Below are 16,382 nucleotides of genomic sequence, written 5' to 3'. Positions count from 1 at the left end.
TGTTTGTAACAAACAAATAACCACTTGTTATATTCTCTTTCGAGGAGAAAGTTTGTTTCTAGGAACTTGATTTCCTGGACTTGGATAAGGTGATATTCATCTCATTCAATCAAATTTGTCACTAAACTGCTAGAAAACCTTTTGTAGGTAAACTGCTAACTATAAAAGTCTTTACTAGCCTAGAAAAATAAAAAGGAGTATACAATATGTCTATTGTTATCGGTGCAGATGCTGCAGGTTTGAGATTGAAAGAAGTTGTGAAAGACTTCTTGGAAAAAGAAAACTTCCACGTTGTGGATGTTACAGCTGAAGGTCAAGATTTTGTTGATGTGACTCTTGCTGTTGCTTCAGAAGTAAACAAAGAAGAACAAAACCTTGGTATCGTGATTGATGCTTATGGTGCTGGTCCATTCATGGTCGCAACTAAAATCAAAGGAATGGTTGCTGCAGAAGTTTCAGATGAACGTTCAGCTTATATGACTCGTGGACACAACAACTCACGTATGATCACTATGGGTGCACAACTTGTTGGTGATGAATTGGCTAAAAACATTGCTAAAGGATTTGTTAACGGTAAATATGACGGTGGTCGTCACCAAATTCGTGTGGATATGTTGAACAAAATGTGCTAATTAGATTACAGTAAGAAAGGTAAGTTAAAAATGAGAATTGCAATTGGATGTGACCACATCGTAACAGATGAAAAAATGGCGGTTTCAGAATTTTTGAAATCAAAAGGATATGAAGTTATCGACTTTGGTACCTATGACCACACACGTACTCACTACCCAATCTTTGGTAAAAAAGTTGGTGAAGCTGTAACTAGCGGTCAAGCTGATCTTGGGGTATGTATCTGTGGTACTGGTGTTGGTATCAACAACGCTGTAAATAAAGTTCCAGGAGTTCGTTCTGCCTTGGTTCGTGATATGACAACAGCTCTTTATGCAAAAGAACAATTGAATGCCAACGTTATTGGTTTTGGTGGTAAAATCACTGGTGAATTGCTTATGTGCGATATCATTGAAGCTTTCATCAAAGCTGAATACAAACCATCAGAAGAAAACAAAAAATTGATTGCGAAAATTGAGCACGTTGAAACTCACAATGCTCATCAAGCAGATGCAAACTTCTTTACAGAATTCCTTGAAAAATGGGATCGCGGTGAATACCACGACTAAGAGGTGACGCATGATTTTAACAGTCACAATGAATCCATCCATTGATATTTCTTATCCTTTGGATGAATTAAAAATTGACACTGTCAACCGTGTGGTGGACGTGACCAAGACAGCTGGTGGTAAAGGTCTCAATGTTACGCGAGTTCTTTCAGAATTTGGTGATTCTGTTGTAGCTACTGGTTTAGTTGGTGGTAAACTTGGTGAATTTTTGGTAGAACATATCGATGATAAAGTAACGAAAGATTTCTTCTCAATTCAAGGAGAGACTCGTAACTGTATCGCTATTCTACATGGTGAAAATCAAACAGAAATTCTTGAGAAAGGGCCTGAAGTTCTAGAACAAGAAGGGCAAGATTTCTTGGCTCATTTCAAAAATCTTCTTGACACTGTGGAAGTAGTAACCATCTCAGGTAGTCTTCCAGCTGGTCTTCCAGTTGACTATTATGCAAACTTGGTGAAGCTTGCTAATCAAGCAGAGAAACCAGTTGTTCTAGACTGCTCAGGTGCAGCTCTTCAGGCTGTCCTTGAATCACCACATAAACCAACAGTAATTAAACCAAATAACGAAGAATTGTCTCAGCTTCTTGGGAAAGAAGTTTCTGAGGATCTGGATGAATTAAAAGAAGTTCTTCAGGAGCCTCTATTTGCAGGGATTGAGTGGATTATCGTGTCACTTGGTGCAAATGGTGCTTTTGCAAAACAAGGGGATACTTTCTATAAAGTAGATATTCCAAGAATTCAGGTAGTTAATCCTGTCGGATCTGGAGATTCTACTGTAGCAGGGATTTCATCAGGACTTCTTCATAAGGAATCTGATCAAGAACTCCTCATCAAGGCCAATGTCCTTGGTATGCTCAATGCTCAAGAAAAGATAACAGGTCATGTGAATATGGCCAACTATCAAGCTCTATATGATCAATTAATAGTAAAAGAGGTATAAAATGGCTTTAACAGAACAAAAACGTGCACGCTTAGAAAAACTTTCAGATGAAAATGGAATCATCTCAGCCCTTGCCTTTGACCAACGTGGTGCTTTGAAACGCCTCATGGCTCAATACCAAACAGAAGAGCCAACAGTGGCTCAAATGGAAGAACTCAAAGTCTTGGTAGCAGATGAATTGACAAAATACGCATCCTCTATGCTTCTCGACCCTGAGTATGGACTTCCAGCTACAAAAGCGCTTGCTCCAAATGCTGGTCTTCTCCTTGCTTATGAGAAAACTGGTTACGACACAACAAGCACCAAACGCTTGCCTGACTGCTTGGATGTTTGGTCTGCAAAACGCATTAAAGAACAAGGTGCGGATGCAGTCAAATTCTTGCTTTACTATGACGTAGACAGCTCTGACGAACTCAACCAACAAAAACAAGCCTACATCGAACGCATCGGTTCTGAATGTGTGGCGGAAGACATTCCATTCTTCCTTGAAATCCTCGCTTACGATGAAAAGATTGCTGACGCAGGTTCTGCAGAATACGCCAAAGTAAAACCACACAAGGTTATCGGTGCTATGAAGGTCTTCTCAGACCCACGCTTTAACATCGATGTCTTGAAAGTGGAGGTTCCAGTCAACGTCAAATACGTTGAAGGATTTAGTGATGGTGAAATCGTGCATACACGTGAAGAAGCAGCAGCCTTCTTCAAAGCTCAAGATGAAGCAACAAATCTTCCATACATCTACTTGAGTGCTGGTGTATCAGCTAAACTCTTCCAAGATACTCTTGTATTTGCCCATGAATCAGGTGCAAACTTCAACGGCGTTCTTTGTGGCCGTGCTACATGGGCTGGATCAGTTGAAGCTTACATCAAAGTTGGTGAAGCAGCAGCTCGCGAATGGCTTCGCACAACTGGTTTTGAAAACATTGACGAACTCAACAAGGTTCTTCAAACAACAGCGACTTCATGGAAAGAACGCGTGTAAAATCTTCCTCCTAGTTTAGGAACATGAATCTAAAAAAATTTTAAAAAAAAAGTTACATGTAAAGGTTTACAAAAAAACTTACTTGTGCTATACTTAAATCACAAGTTAATACAAGGTGAGTGTTACTAAGTAATATTAGGCATGATCACAGGTGAATTAGAAATCAAAAGATTTTCTAGTTCATTTGTGGTCATTTTTTATACTCATATACCATTAAGAGATAAAAGGAGGTTGACATGTATCGAATTCTAAATCCAATGAATCACAATGTTTCACTTGTCAGAAATGATAAAGGAGAAGAGGTGATTGTAATTGGTAAAGGGATTGCATTTGGAAAGAAGAAAGGGGATTTGATTGCTGAAGAACAAGTTGAGAAAATCTTTCGGATGAAGACAGAAGAGTCTAGGGAAAACTTTATGGCTCTGCTCAAAGATGTCCCGCTTGATTTTATCACAGTGACCTATGAGATTATTGATAAGCTTTCTAAGAAATATCATTATCCGATTCAAGAGTATCTCTACGTAACCTTGACAGATCATATTTACTGTTCTTACCAAGCTCTAGCACAAGGAAGGTACAAGGATAGTAATCTGCCAGATATTTCTGCCAAGTATCCTGTAGCTTTTCAAATCGCAAAGGAAGCCTTTGAAATCTATCGTCAGAAGTTGACAGATCATTTCCCTGAGGATGAAATTATTCGGATCGCTTATCATTTCATTAATGCCGAAGGTGAGAACGAAGTTCAAGTGGTTGAGTCGATAGATAAGAGGAAAGAAATTCTCAGGAATGTTGAAGAAGTGCTGAAGAGTTACGCTATTCAACGAACCAAAGAGAATAACCATTTCTATGATCGTTTTATGATTCATTTGAATTATTTCTTGGATTATTTAGACAGATCTAGAGATGATAATCAATCTCTTCTAGATATGGAAGACCATATCAAACAATCCTATCCAAAGGCATTTGAGGTCGGCTCCAAGATCTATGATGTGATTACGCAACATACGGGTCTTGATTTGTATAAAAGTGAACGAGTTTATCTAGTTCTACATATCCAACGTTTATTGTCATAAAAATTTAATTAAAAATACATAAGGAGGATTCTATCATGAATAGAGAAGAAGTAACATTGTTAGGTTTTGAAATCGTAGCCTATGCTGGCGATGCTCGTTCAAAACTATTGGAAGCCTTGAAGGCTGCTGAAGCTGGCGATTTTGCGAAAGCAGATAGCTTAGTTGAGGAAGCTGGTGGCTGTATCGCCGAGGCTCATCACGCGCAAACAAGTCTATTGACCAAGGAAGCAGCTGGTGAAGATTTGGCCTATAGTGTGACCATGATGCATGGCCAAGACCACTTGATGACAACTATCTTGTTAAAAGATTTGATGCACCATTTAATCGAACTCTACAAGAGAGGAGTTAAGTAATGAACAAACTAATTGCATTTATTGAGAAAGGAAAGCCTTTCTTTGAAAAACTGTCTCGTAATATCTACCTTCGTGCTATTCGTGATGGTTTCATTGCTGGTATGCCAGTCATTCTCTTCTCAAGTATCTTTATCTTGATTGCCTTTGTTCCTAACTCATGGGGCTTTAAATGGTCTGATGATGTTGTTAATCTCCTCATGAAACCTTATAGCTATTCAATGGGGATTCTAGCTCTCTTGGTAGCTGGTACAACAGCTAAGTCATTGACTGACTCAGTAAACCGTAGCATGGAGAAAACCAATCAAATCAACTATATGTCAACATTGTTGGCAGCAATTGTTGGTTTGTTGATGTTGGCAGCTGATCCTATCGAAAATGGCCTAGCTACTGGATTCTTGGGGACAAAAGGTTTGCTTTCAGCCTTCCTTGCTGCCTTTGTTACTGTAGCCATCTATAAGGTTTGTGTTAAGAACAACGTCACTATTCGCATGCCTGACGAAGTTCCACCAAATATCTCACAAGTATTTAAAGATGTGATTCCATTCACTCTATCAGTGGTTTCTCTTTATGCTCTTGATTTACTAGCTCGTCATTTTGTTGGTGCAAGCGTAGCTGAATCAATCGGTAAATTCTTTGCACCATTATTCTCTGCTGCTGATGGTTATCTAGGTATTACCATTATCTTTGGGGCCTTTGCCTTCTTCTGGTTTGTGGGTATCCACGGTCCTTCCATCGTCGAACCTGCAATCGCAGCGATTACCTATGCAAATGCTGAAGTCAATTTGAACCTTCTCCAACAAGGTATGCACGCTGACAAGATTCTTACTTCTGGTACACAAATGTTTATCGTTACCATGGGTGGTACTGGTGCGACACTGGTTGTTCCATTCATGTTCATGTGGTTGACCAAATCAAAACGAAACCGTGCAATCGGTCGTGCGTCAGTAGTACCAACTTTCTTCGGTGTAAACGAACCAATCCTGTTTGGTGCACCACTTGTCTTGAATCCAATCTTCTTTATTCCCTTTATCTTTGCGCCAATCGCAAACGTCTGGATTTTCAAATTCTTTATCGAAACGCTTGGCATGAACTCATTCACTGCCAACCTTCCTTGGACAACACCAGGTCCGCTCGGTATTGTTCTCGGAACAAACTTCCAATTTTTATCATTTGTACTTGCTGCTTTGTTAATCCTTGTAGACGTAGCCATCTACTATCCATTCCTCAAGGTTTATGATGAACAAATACTTGAAGAAGAACGTTCAGGTAAAGCCAATGATGAATTGAAAGAAAAAGTAGCTTCAAACTTCAATACTGCTAAAGCAGATGCGATTCTTGAAAAAGCAGGTGTAGGAGCAGCGCAAAACACAATTACAGAAGAAACAAATGTTCTCGTTCTCTGTGCAGGCGGAGGAACAAGTGGTCTCCTTGCAAATGCTCTAAACAAGGCAGCTGCGGAGTACAAGGTTCCTGTTAAAGCAGCAGCTGGTGGCTATGGAGCTCACCGTGAAATGTTGCCTGAGTTTGATCTGGTTATCCTTGCTCCTCAAGTAGCTTCAAACTTTGAAGACATGAAGGCCGAAACCGACAAACTGGGTATCAAACTTGCTAAGACAGAAGGTGGCCAATACATTAAACTGACTCGCGATGGAAAAGGCGCTCTTGCCTTTGTTCAAGCGCAGTTCGAAGATTAAAATGTAAATAGCGAAGAAGTGAGATGGAGGAACTCCTCCCAACTATATCTCCATCTCATTTCTATTTCTTGAAAGGTGAATCAAATGTCAAAAACATTACCAAAAGACTTTATTTTTGGCGGAGCAACAGCAGCCTACCAAGCAGAAGGTGCAACCAATACTGATGGTAAAGGGCCAGTTGCCTGGGATAAATATCTTAAGGACAACTACTGGTACACTGCTGAGCCAGCCAGTGATTTCTATCACAAATACCCAGTTGACCTCAAACTTGCAGAAGAGTATGGTGTCAATGGTATCCGTATTTCAATCGCTTGGTCACGTATCTTTCCAACTGGTTACGGGAAAGTCAATGCCAAGGGAGTTGAGTTCTATCACAAGTTGTTTGCAGAATGTCACAAGCGGCATGTTGAACCTTTCGTGACACTCCATCACTTTGATACACCAGAGGCTCTTCATTCAAACGGAGATTTCCTGAATAGAGAAAACATTGATCACTTTGTGGATTATGCAGCCTTCTGTTTTGAAGAATTTCCAGAAGTAAACTATTGGACAACATTCAATGAAATTGGACCGATAGGAGATGGTCAGTATTTGGTTGGGAAGTTCCCTCCAGGTGTCCAGTACGACCTTGCCAAAGTCTTCCAATCTCATCACAATATGATGGTGTCGCATGCGCGTGCAGTCAAGCTATATAAAGATAAAGGTTATAAAGGTGAAATTGGTGTGGTTCATGCCCTGCCTACTAAGTATCCTCTGAATCCAGATAATCCAGCAGATGTTCGTGCAGCCGAGTTAGAAGATATTATCCATAACAAGTTTATCCTAGATGCGACTTATCTAGGACGATATTCTGAAGAAACCATGGAAGGTGTCAACCATATCCTAGCAGTCAATGGTGGAAGTTTAGATCTGCGTGAAGAAGACTTCGCAGTCCTAGAAGCAGCAAAAGACCTGAATGACTTCCTTGGAATTAACTACTACATGAGTGATTGGATGCAAGCCTTTGATGGCGAAACAGAAATCATTCATAACGGTAAGGGTGAAAAAGGAAGCTCTAAGTATCAGATTAAGGGAGTTGGACGTCGAGTGGCGCCTGACTATGTCCCACGTACGGACTGGGACTGGATTATCTATCCTCAAGGTTTGTATGATCAAATCATGCGCGTGAAGAAAGATTACCCAAATTACAAGAAAATCTACATCACAGAGAATGGTCTCGGATACAAAGATGAGTTTGTGGATGGGACAGTCTACGATGATGGACGGATTGATTATGTTAAGAAACACATGGAAGTGATAGCAGATGCAATCTCCGATGGAGCCAATGTCAAAGGCTATTTTATCTGGTCGCTAATGGATGTCTTTTCTTGGTCAAATGGTTACGAAAAGCGTTACGGCCTCTTCTATGTTGATTTTGAAACCCAGGAGCGCTATCCAAAGAAATCAGCTCACTGGTACAAGAAACTAGCTGAGACACAACTTATTGATTAAAATTCAACAAAAATTCCCCGCCAAAAGGCAGGGGAATTTTTATGATTATGTGACTACTAGTCCGTCTCGCTCCGCAAGGTGCGAGACAAATAAACCACCCGCTATGCGGGTGCGCATCGAAGGTTATACCAAAAAACTCCAAACGCGATACAATAAAGGTGTTCAAGCCAATTGTAAAGCGAAAGGAGAAAAATATGGCACAAAAGGCACATAGTTTATCACACACAAAGTGGATGTGTAAATATCACATTGTGTTCACCCCTAAGTATAGACGAAAAGTAATTTATAATCAATATCGAAGCAGTTTGGGAGAAATATTCCATCGATTATGTAGTTATAAAGGTGTTGAGATTATCGAAGGTCACTTAATGCCAGACCATGTACATATGTTAGTCAGTATTCCACCGAGGATAAGTGTTTCAAGTTTCATGGGGTATTTAAAAGGTAAAAGTGCACTCATGATGTTTGACAAACACGCCAACCTCAAGTACAAGTTTGGGAATCGGCATTTCTGGGCAGAAGGTTATTATGTAAGTACAGTAGGGCTTAATGAAGCCACAATTAAGAAATATATTCAAGAACAGGAAAAGCATGATATAGCACTAGATAAATTAAGTGTAAAAGAATATGAGGATCCCTTTAGGGATAGTGGTAAGTAGTACCAAGGTCTCTTTAAGAGGCAAGTGACGAGTCAAGAGCAATGAGGCTTGAACAACGTGAAAGCCAGCGTCTTTAGGCGCTGGCTGGTGATTTGGGCTTATAGCCCTGGTGCAAACCACCCGTTAGACGGGTGGTTATGATTTTGATAAAAGAATGGTTGTTTGTTTTGACAGGTCTTCAAATGTTTCCTGACTTAGTTTGGAATCTGAAACGATGGTATCAATCTCTGAGATATTGTAGAAAGTGTAAAAATCAAACTTATTAAACTTGCTGTGGTCTGCCAGTAAGTATTTTTTATTGGCATTATTCAGAGCGATTCGTTGTACCTCGCCCTCTTCTTCACTGAAAGTAGCAATTGCCTTATCCTTAATACCATTACAGCTTACAAAAGCTTTAGAAAACTGAAGATTGGCTAAATCCTGCAGGGTAAGTGTTCCCACAAAAGCTCCAGTGATAGAGCGATAATTTCCACCAATCAAAATCAAATCTGTTAGTTTTCGTTCGTTTAGGATGAGAAAAACAGGAAGGCTGTTTGTTACAACACGAATATTATCGATAGGGAGCTCACGAGCAAAACATTCTAAGGTTGTTCCTGGCCCGATAAAAATAGTTTCACCTTCGTCAATCAAATGACCAGAAAAACGACTGATTTCTTGTTTTTCAGCAATCTGCAAGCCTTGTTTTTCGACGTTTGAGCGTTCGTTGTTTAAGAGAGAACCTGTACGAAGTTTTTCAGCGCCACCGTGCACACGAACCAGCAAATCCTTATCTGCCAATTCTTGTAAGTAGCGACGAGCTGTCATATCTGACACATCAAGACTCTCCATAATCTCTTTTACAGTAATAGTGCCTTTTGTGTTTACTGCTTCTAGAATACTATCTAGTTTTTCTTGCTTTAGCATCCTTATCACCTCGATTTCTACTATTATTATCTTACCATAAAACGCTCAATCAATCAAATAGAAAAAAACAAAATAAAACAAAAATCATAACCACCCGTCTAACGGGTGGTTTGCACCAGGGCTATAAGCCCAAATCACCAGCCAGCGCCTAAAGACGCTGGCTTTCACGTTGTTCAAGCCTCATTGCTCTTGACTCGTCACTTGCCTCTTAAAGAGACCTTGGTACTACTTACCACTATCCCTAAAGGGATCCTCATATTCTTTTACACTTAATTTATCTAGTGCTATATCATGCTTTTCCTGTTCTTGAATATATTTCTTAATTGTGGCTTCATTAAGCCCTACTGTACTTACATAATAACCTTCTGCCCAGAAATGCCGATTCCCAAACTTGTACTTGAGGTTGGCGTGTTTGTCAAACATCATGAGTGCACTTTTACCTTTTAAATACCCCATGAAACTTGAAACACTTATCCTCGGTGGAATACTGACTAACATATGTACATGGTCTGGCATTAAGTGACCTTCGATAATCTCAACACCTTTATAACTACATAATCGATGGAATATTTCTCCCAAACTGCTTCGATATTGATTATAAATTACTTTTCGTCTATACTTAGGGGTGAACACAATGTGATATTTACACATCCACTTTGTGTGTGATAAACTATGTGCCTTTTGTGCCATATTTTTCTCCTTTCGCTTTACAATTGGCTTGAACACCTTTATTGTATCGCGTTTGGAGTTTTTTGGTATAACCTTCGATGCGCACCCGCATAGCGGGTGGTTTATTTGTCTCGCACCTTGCGGAGCGAGACGGACTAGTAGTCACATAAAACAAAAATATCATGGTTGTTTTAAACAAACCATGATATTTTGAATGTTTGGTCAAATTAGTCTAAACCGTAGTTGTAATCCTCGTCTTGCATGGCTTCAACTTCACCAAGGAGGTAACCATTTCCGACTTGAGAGAAGAAGTCGTGGTTAGAAGTTCCTGTTGAAATTCCGTTCATAACGATTGGATTGACATCATCTGCTGAATCTGGGAAGAGTGGATCTTGTCCTAGGTTCATAAGAGCTTTATTGGCATTGTAACGAAGAAAGGTTTTAACTTCCTCAGTCCAGCCAACACCGTCATAGAGGCTTTCTGTATAGCCCTCTTCGTTCTCGTAGAGAGTGTAGAGCAGGTCGTACATCCATTCTTTAAGTTTTTCTTGCTCTTCTTCAGGTAATTCATTGAAACCAAGTTGGAATTTGTAACCAATATAAGTTCCGTGAACAGACTCATCACGAATGATCAGTTTGATGATTTCCGCAACGTTGGCCAGTTTGTTGTTACCGAGATAGTAAAGCGGTGTAAAGAAACCAGAGTAGAAGAGGAAGGTTTCAAGGAAGACGCTGGCAACCTTCTTTTCTAGTGGGCTACCATTGAGATAGATTTCATTGATAATTTCCGCTTTTCTTTGTAGGTAGGGATTTGTGTTGGTCCATTCAAAGATTTCTTCGATTTCAGCCTTGGTGTTCAAGGTCGAAAAGATAGAAGAATAAGATTTTGCGTGGACAGATTCCATAAATTGGATGTTGTTAAAAACAGCTTCCTCATGCGGTGTACGGATGTCTGCGCGAAGCGCCTGAACTCCTGTTTCAGATTGCATGGTATCCAAAAGGGTCAAACCACCAAAGACTTTTCCAACCAAGTCTTTTTCTTTGTTTGATAGTTTTCTCCAGTCGTCTAGGTCATTTGACAAGGGGATACGCGTATCGAGCCAGAATTGCTCTGTCAGCTTTTCCCAAGTTGATTTGTCGATGACATCTTCGATGGCGTTCCAGTTAATGGCTTTGTAGTAAGTTTCCATTTGAAATCTCTTTCTGTATGTAATAATGCGATTGTCGAATCATCTCTATTTTATCATAGTCTGAGAAGAGTATCGCACAAAAAGTCGGAAGACCGACTTTTTGGTTTTTCATAGTATTTAAGATACTTATCAAGTTTTGTCTGGCGGGTAACTTAATCAGTAATCTGAGAAAATGTGGTTGCCTTTGACTAAAATTAAATCACACAGCTTTCACATTGGTTAGCACCGACTTCTCCACCGTCGTCTGTAAAGGTACGGACGTAGTAGATAGACTTGATACCCTTGTTAAAGGCATAGTTACGAAGGATAGACAAGTCACGTGTCGTTTGTTTGTTTTCTTTCTTCCATTCGTAAAGACCTTTTGGAATATCGCTACGCATGAAGAGGGTGAGTGAAAGTCCTTGATCCACGTGCTCAGTTGCAGCCGCGTATACATCGATTACCTTACGCATATCCATGTCGTAGGCAGAAGTGTAGTAAGGAATCGTTTCTGTTGACAAACCTGCAGCAGGATAGTAGATCTTACCGATTTTCTTCTCTTGGCGTTCTTCGATACGTTGCGTAATCGGGTGGATAGATGCAGAAACATCGTTGATGTAGCTGATCGAACCATTTGGAGCAACAGCTAGACGGTTTTGGTGATAAAGACCATCTGCTTGAACCTTTTCGCGAAGTTCAGCCCAGTCAGCAGCACTTGGGATAAAGACGTCTTTGAAGAGTTCTTTAACACGGTCTGATTTTGGAACAAATTCGCCTGTCACATACTTGTCGAAGTAGCTTCCGTTAGCATAGTCTGATTTTTCAAAGTTGTGGAAGGTGATACCACGTTCGCGGGCGATATTGTTTGACTCTACCAAGGTCCAGTAGTTCATAAGCATAAAGTAGATGCTTGTAAATTCAATTGACTCAGGAGATCCGTATTCGATGAGTTGTTGTGCAAGGTAACTATGAAGCCCCATGGCCCCAAGACCAAAGGTGTGAGCCAAACTATTTCCGTGGTCGATTGTAGGAACAGCTACGATGTGCGAACTATCTGTAACGAAAGTCAAAGCACGAACCATAGCACGGATAGAACGACCAAAGTCAGGTGAAGTCATCATGTTGACCACGTTGGTTGAACCAAGGTTACATGAGACGTCTGTTCCCATTTGAAGGAATTCTTGAGCATCGTTGATCAAGCTTGGTTCTTGAACTTGAAGGATTTCAGAACACAAGTTGCTCATGATAATCTTTCCATCAACAGGATTCGCACGGTTAGCCGTATCGATGTTGACTACATAAGGATAGCCAGACTCTTGTTGCAATTTAGAGATTTCAGTTTCCAAATCACGCGCCTTGATTTTTGTCTTGCGGATATTTGGATTTGCGACCAATTCATCGTATTTTTCAGTGATGTCGATGTAGTTGAACGGTACACCGTATTCAAGCTCTACAGAGTAAGGGCTAAAGAGATACATTTCTTCATTTTTACGAGCTAATTCGTAGAATTTATCGGGTACTACAACACCAAGTGAAAGAGTCTTAACACGAACTTTTTCATCGGCATTTTCTTTCTTAGTGGAAAGGAAAGCGATGATATCTGGGTGAAAGACGTTGAGGTAGACAACCCCAGCACCTTGACGTTGCCCGAGTTGGTTTGAGTAAGAGAAGCTGTCTTCAAAAAGCTTCATAACTGGTACGACACCAGAAGCAGCACCTTCATAACCTTTGATAGGAGCTCCAGCTTCACGAAGGTTGCTGAGGGAAATTCCCACACCACCACCGATACGTGAAAGTTGAAGGGCTGAGTTGATAGAACGTCCGATAGAGTTCATGTCATCAGTTACTTGGATCAAGAAACAAGATACCAATTCCCCACGACGAGCACGACCTGCGTTCAAAAAGGAAGGAGTAGCTGGTTGGTAGCGTTGGTGGATGATTTCATTGGCAATATCAGTCGCAATCGCTTCATCCCCGTCTGCAAAATAAAGCGCATTAAAGAAGACACGGTCTTCCATACTTTCGAGGTAATATTCACCGTCGTTTGTCTTTAAGGCATATTGATTGTAAAACTTATAGGCTGCCATAAACGACTTGAATTGGAAGTTTTGGTCTTTGATGAATTGATGCAATTCTTCCAAAAACTCTGGACGGTATTTCTTGAGAAATGCAGTTTCGATGTAGTTATGTTCAATGAGGTAGTTGATTTTATCGGTGATTGAATCAAAAACCATAGTGTTTGGAACTACATTTTCTTTAAAGAAAGCATCCAAGGCTTCCTTATCTTTATGAAGCATGATTTGTCCATTAACAGGACGGTTGATTTCGTTATTGAGACGGAAGTAAGTCACGTCTTCAAGATGTTTTAATCCCATAAAATTTTCCTTATCTAACCTGATTACAAAAGAAAGGCCTCTAAGTTAGCCCTAGAAGCAATTTCTTCTGGATGATGCACTAAAATTATGCTAACTGTTTTAGTTTTCCTGGTTGGAAACCTGAAAAGACCTCAGTTGGTGTTTGGATGACAGGAGCAGCGCTGAAACCAAGCTCTTTAACTTGATCGATGTACTCTGGTTGCTCATCGAGATTGATCTCACGATAAGCGACATTGTTGCTATCCAAGAAACGTTTAGTCATTTTACATTGTACACAGTTATTTTTAGAATAAACGGTTACCATTTTCGTAACTCCTCTTTCAAAATAGATTACTTTCTTAGTATATCAGAAAAAAAAACTTTGTCAAACTTTTTAAACTAAATCTTGTGCCAAAAAGTTACGGTTTTAAAATCAAAACACAAGATATAGTGTTTTCGAAAACATAAATTTTGATTTCCGTTGAACTGTCAAACTTTCTCAAAATAAAAAAACTACATACTGTATATTGGCAATATAAATAGAAGATTTTCAGCAAGTTATCAGAAAGGAAAACGAAGAAAATAGCAAAAATCGTAAGAACAGTAATAAGTATAGCTGAGATAATACTTTAACAAAATAGAAACTGTAATATTTACGAAAAAAGAAATTTTCTACACAAGATGTCCCAATATTTGTATTAGAATATATAAAATATAACCAAAATGGAAATGACAGATTATGATGTATTCATAAAAATGGATCATTGGTTAATTTTATATAGGATACTTATGAGTTTCGTATCCTTTCATAAGGAGTATATAAATACAATGTTTGAAAAAGTTCATTTTATGTGATACACTATCTGTGATTATAAGATTAAAAAATGGATATCTGGATACTTTTGTTTGATAGAGAATGTTATCAGATTATAATTAGATTAAATGAATGAAAGAATACAGAATTAGGAGGCGCGTGGTGAAAGAAAATGATGTTATTTTAAAACGGCAATCGACTCAAATATTTTTTAAGAATGGTGATACGGATTTTTTCTTCAATTGGTTGTTAGGAATCGGTGAAATTTTTGGTTTCTCTCATGGAGAGCTTTATTATCTTGCTCAAAGATTGGGGAACTCACCAAAGCCTGATGACTGGAAAAATGTATTTTTATCGCATGTAAACTACCTTGAACAAGAAGCAAGTAATTCAGGGTTGAGTGAACAAACAAAGGCGCAGTATTATCTTGCACAGACCTACTCACTTCGCTCGGCAATCCAATTTACCGATCCATTTTCTGAAGAGTATTTACCGACCGTTCGTCAAATGGAGAAGGTGTTTTCTAGTGCAATTCATTCACTAGGTGCACCGATTGAAAAATTAACTATTACCTATCAGGGTTCTTACTTGCCTGGTTATTATCTTCATAGCGGCGATAATTGCCCAACGCTAATCATGATTGGTGGAGGTGATACTTATCGCGAAGATTTATTTTACTTTGCAGGATATCCTGGATGGATACGAAATTATAATGTTTTAATGGTTGACCTTCCCGGTCAAGGGAGCAATCCTAGTAGAGGGCTGGTCTTTGATGTGGATGCCTCTATTCCAATTTCATTATGCATAGACTGGTTGGAAAATAGAAATCCTAAACTAAATGATTTAGCCATTTATGGTGTCAGCGGAGGGGGATATTTTACCGCACAAGCTGTTGAAAAGGATCCAAGAATTCATGCTTGGATTGCTAGTACCCCTATTTACGACGTTGCAGAACTTTTCAGAAAAGAATTTGGATCAAGTTTGAAAGCACCTAGTTGGTTAATAAATGCCATTTTAAAATTCGCTGGAAATTTGAATGAATCAGCAAATTTGAATCTTAAAAAGTATGCATGGCAGTTTGGTACTTCTGATTTTAAGAGTGCTATTGATGATGTATTTAACCATGCAAAGATTGTGGATTATCAAAAAATTCAATGCCCATGCCTGTTTATCATGGGAAAGGGTGAGGGTGCTGAACTGCAGCATCAAACCAAGGTGATTTATGAATCACTTAAATCTAAAAATCAGCAAACTAAACTTCAAGTATTTGAGGCGGAAAGTGGTGCGGACGCTCATTGCCAAGTCAATAATTTAAGGCTCTCCCATAATGTCGTTTTTGATTGGTTGGATACTTTATTTGAATGGAATCAATCAAAGTTTTAGTTCTACTTATACCACTTAGATATATCTACCTTTTTACTGTTAGGTGCTACAAGCTTATTTTACTTTAAGTAGCAAATTGGATAAATTCTCTACTGTTGATGGTAAGAGTAGGTTTTAGAATCTCAGTATTTGATGAAGCCTTTTCAAATAATAGATTTGCTGAGTTATATCAATTATGACTAAATAGTATTATTTTTTCATTGTTTACTAGGATTATCTTCTGATTGATATTAAGAAAAAATAGCTTTGATAATTGGAATTTTGAGGGTAATATTCTTTTAATAATTAGTGCCTAAATTTCCCATAGTACCTGTACGATAGAAAAAGAAGCAATTTCATTTTCAGTAAAAGTCCATAAAACACTTGAAAAATTATCTAGAAGGTGATATAATACAGTCTTGTAAGGGTTATCACATATAATCCAAAAAAGAAATAACTAAAGGAGAGTCAAACTATGGCTTCTAAAGATTTCCACGTAGTGGCAGAAACAGGTATTCACGCACGTCCAGCAACATTGTTGGTTCAAACAGCTAGCAAATTTGCTTCAGATATCACTCTTGAATACAAAGGTAAATCAGTAAACCTTAAATCTATCATGGGTGTTATGAGTCTTGGTGTTGGCCAAGGTGCTGACGTTACAATTTCAGCTGAAGGTGCAGATGCTGACGACGCAATCGCTGCTATCACTGAAACTATGGAAAAAGAAGGATTGGCATAAGG

Annotated in this window: 16 protein-coding genes; 11 read left to right on the top strand and 5 right to left on the bottom strand. The window is 39.1% G+C overall.

Annotation, left to right across the window (positions count from 1 at the left end; translation table 11 throughout):
- The first annotated feature begins 206 nt into the window (after window positions 1-206).
- The 9 genes from lacA to tnpA (STO1_RS05285) all read left to right on the top strand — a co-directional run bounded on the left by lacA (window position 207) and on the right by tnpA (STO1_RS05285) (window position 8,370).
- Window positions 207-632, top strand: a complete 426-nt coding sequence (gene lacA, locus STO1_RS05325) for a galactose-6-phosphate isomerase subunit LacA (RefSeq protein WP_000029281.1) — start codon at window positions 207-209, stop codon at window positions 630-632.
- Between the two features lie 30 nt (window positions 633-662).
- A complete protein-coding gene (lacB, locus tag STO1_RS05320) occupies window positions 663-1,178 on the top strand; it encodes a galactose-6-phosphate isomerase subunit LacB (protein WP_001216920.1) in 516 nt (171 codons plus the stop codon).
- 10 nt (window positions 1,179-1,188) lie between these two features.
- Entirely contained in the window at window positions 1,189-2,118 is a 930-nt protein-coding gene (locus STO1_RS05315) for a tagatose-6-phosphate kinase (RefSeq protein WP_096422310.1), read from the top strand.
- A 1-nt stretch (window position 2,119) separates the two neighbouring features.
- Window positions 2,120-3,100 (top strand): tagatose-bisphosphate aldolase, encoded by a 981-nt coding sequence (lacD, locus tag STO1_RS05310; RefSeq protein WP_096422308.1) that lies wholly within the window; start codon window positions 2,120-2,122, stop codon window positions 3,098-3,100.
- Between the two features lie 236 nt (window positions 3,101-3,336).
- Window positions 3,337-4,173 carry a PRD domain-containing protein gene (locus STO1_RS05305; RefSeq protein ID WP_096422305.1) on the top strand — a complete coding sequence of 279 codons (837 nt, stop codon included), beginning with the start codon at window positions 3,337-3,339 and terminating at the stop codon, window positions 4,171-4,173.
- Between the two features lie 35 nt (window positions 4,174-4,208).
- Window positions 4,209-4,526 carry a PTS lactose/cellobiose transporter subunit IIA gene (locus STO1_RS05300; protein WP_001078319.1) on the top strand — a complete coding sequence of 106 codons (318 nt, stop codon included), beginning with the start codon at window positions 4,209-4,211 and terminating at the stop codon, window positions 4,524-4,526.
- Window positions 4,526-6,220: a lactose-specific PTS transporter subunit EIIC gene (locus STO1_RS05295; protein WP_096422303.1), complete on the top strand. Its 1,695-nt coding sequence runs from the start codon at window positions 4,526-4,528 to the stop codon at window positions 6,218-6,220. Before STO1_RS05300 ends, STO1_RS05295 begins: the two co-directional genes overlap by 1 nt.
- Window positions 6,221-6,304: 84 nt before the next feature.
- Window positions 6,305-7,711, top strand: a complete 1,407-nt coding sequence (gene lacG / locus STO1_RS05290) for a 6-phospho-beta-galactosidase (RefSeq protein WP_096422301.1) — start codon at window positions 6,305-6,307, stop codon at window positions 7,709-7,711.
- A gap of 194 nt (window positions 7,712-7,905) precedes the next feature.
- Window positions 7,906-8,370 (top strand): IS200/IS605 family transposase, encoded by a 465-nt coding sequence (gene tnpA / locus STO1_RS05285; protein WP_000057440.1) that lies wholly within the window; start codon window positions 7,906-7,908, stop codon window positions 8,368-8,370.
- Window positions 8,371-8,505: 135 nt separating this feature from the next.
- Here the strand turns inward: tnpA (STO1_RS05285) and STO1_RS05280 are convergent, their stop codons facing one another.
- From STO1_RS05280 to nrdH, 5 genes are all read right to left on the bottom strand, one after another.
- Window positions 8,506-9,273 (bottom strand): DeoR/GlpR family DNA-binding transcription regulator, encoded by a 768-nt coding sequence (locus STO1_RS05280; protein ID WP_096422299.1) that lies wholly within the window; start codon window positions 9,271-9,273, stop codon window positions 8,506-8,508.
- A gap of 225 nt (window positions 9,274-9,498) precedes the next feature.
- Window positions 9,499-9,963, bottom strand: a complete 465-nt coding sequence (gene tnpA, locus STO1_RS05275) for an IS200/IS605 family transposase (RefSeq protein ID WP_000057440.1) — start codon at window positions 9,961-9,963, stop codon at window positions 9,499-9,501.
- A 206-nt stretch (window positions 9,964-10,169) separates the two neighbouring features.
- Window positions 10,170-11,132 carry a class 1b ribonucleoside-diphosphate reductase subunit beta gene (nrdF, locus tag STO1_RS05270; RefSeq protein ID WP_000451372.1) on the bottom strand — a complete coding sequence of 321 codons (963 nt, stop codon included), beginning with the start codon at window positions 11,130-11,132 and terminating at the stop codon, window positions 10,170-10,172.
- Between the two features lie 194 nt (window positions 11,133-11,326).
- The gene (gene nrdE / locus STO1_RS05265) at window positions 11,327-13,486 is read right to left on the bottom strand and encodes a class 1b ribonucleoside-diphosphate reductase subunit alpha (RefSeq protein WP_007519763.1); all 2,160 of its coding nucleotides are present in this window, start codon (window positions 13,484-13,486) and stop codon (window positions 11,327-11,329) included.
- Window positions 13,487-13,571: 85 nt separating this feature from the next.
- A complete protein-coding gene (gene nrdH, locus STO1_RS05260) occupies window positions 13,572-13,790 on the bottom strand; it encodes a glutaredoxin-like protein NrdH (RefSeq protein ID WP_000259240.1) in 219 nt (72 codons plus the stop codon).
- Between the two features lie 651 nt (window positions 13,791-14,441).
- On the opposite strand from nrdH, the gene STO1_RS05255 reads away from it, so the two are divergent.
- Both STO1_RS05255 and STO1_RS05250 read left to right on the top strand, forming a co-directional pair.
- Window positions 14,442-15,662 (top strand): alpha/beta hydrolase family protein, encoded by a 1,221-nt coding sequence (locus STO1_RS05255; RefSeq protein WP_007521825.1) that lies wholly within the window; start codon window positions 14,442-14,444, stop codon window positions 15,660-15,662.
- Between the two features lie 454 nt (window positions 15,663-16,116).
- Complete coding sequence (locus STO1_RS05250; protein WP_000146948.1) at window positions 16,117-16,380, top strand: phosphocarrier protein HPr; 264 nt, start codon at window positions 16,117-16,119, stop codon at window positions 16,378-16,380.
- The last annotated feature ends 2 nt before the right edge of the window (window positions 16,381-16,382 follow it).

Origin of the sequence: Streptococcus oralis subsp. tigurinus (genome assembly GCF_002356415.1) — a bacterium.
In the GTDB taxonomy this organism is placed as follows: Bacteria; Bacillota; Bacilli; order Lactobacillales; family Streptococcaceae; genus Streptococcus; species Streptococcus oralis_F.
The sequence above is the reverse complement of the archived record's forward strand: the minus strand, read 5'-3'. Positions and strand labels throughout refer to the sequence as shown.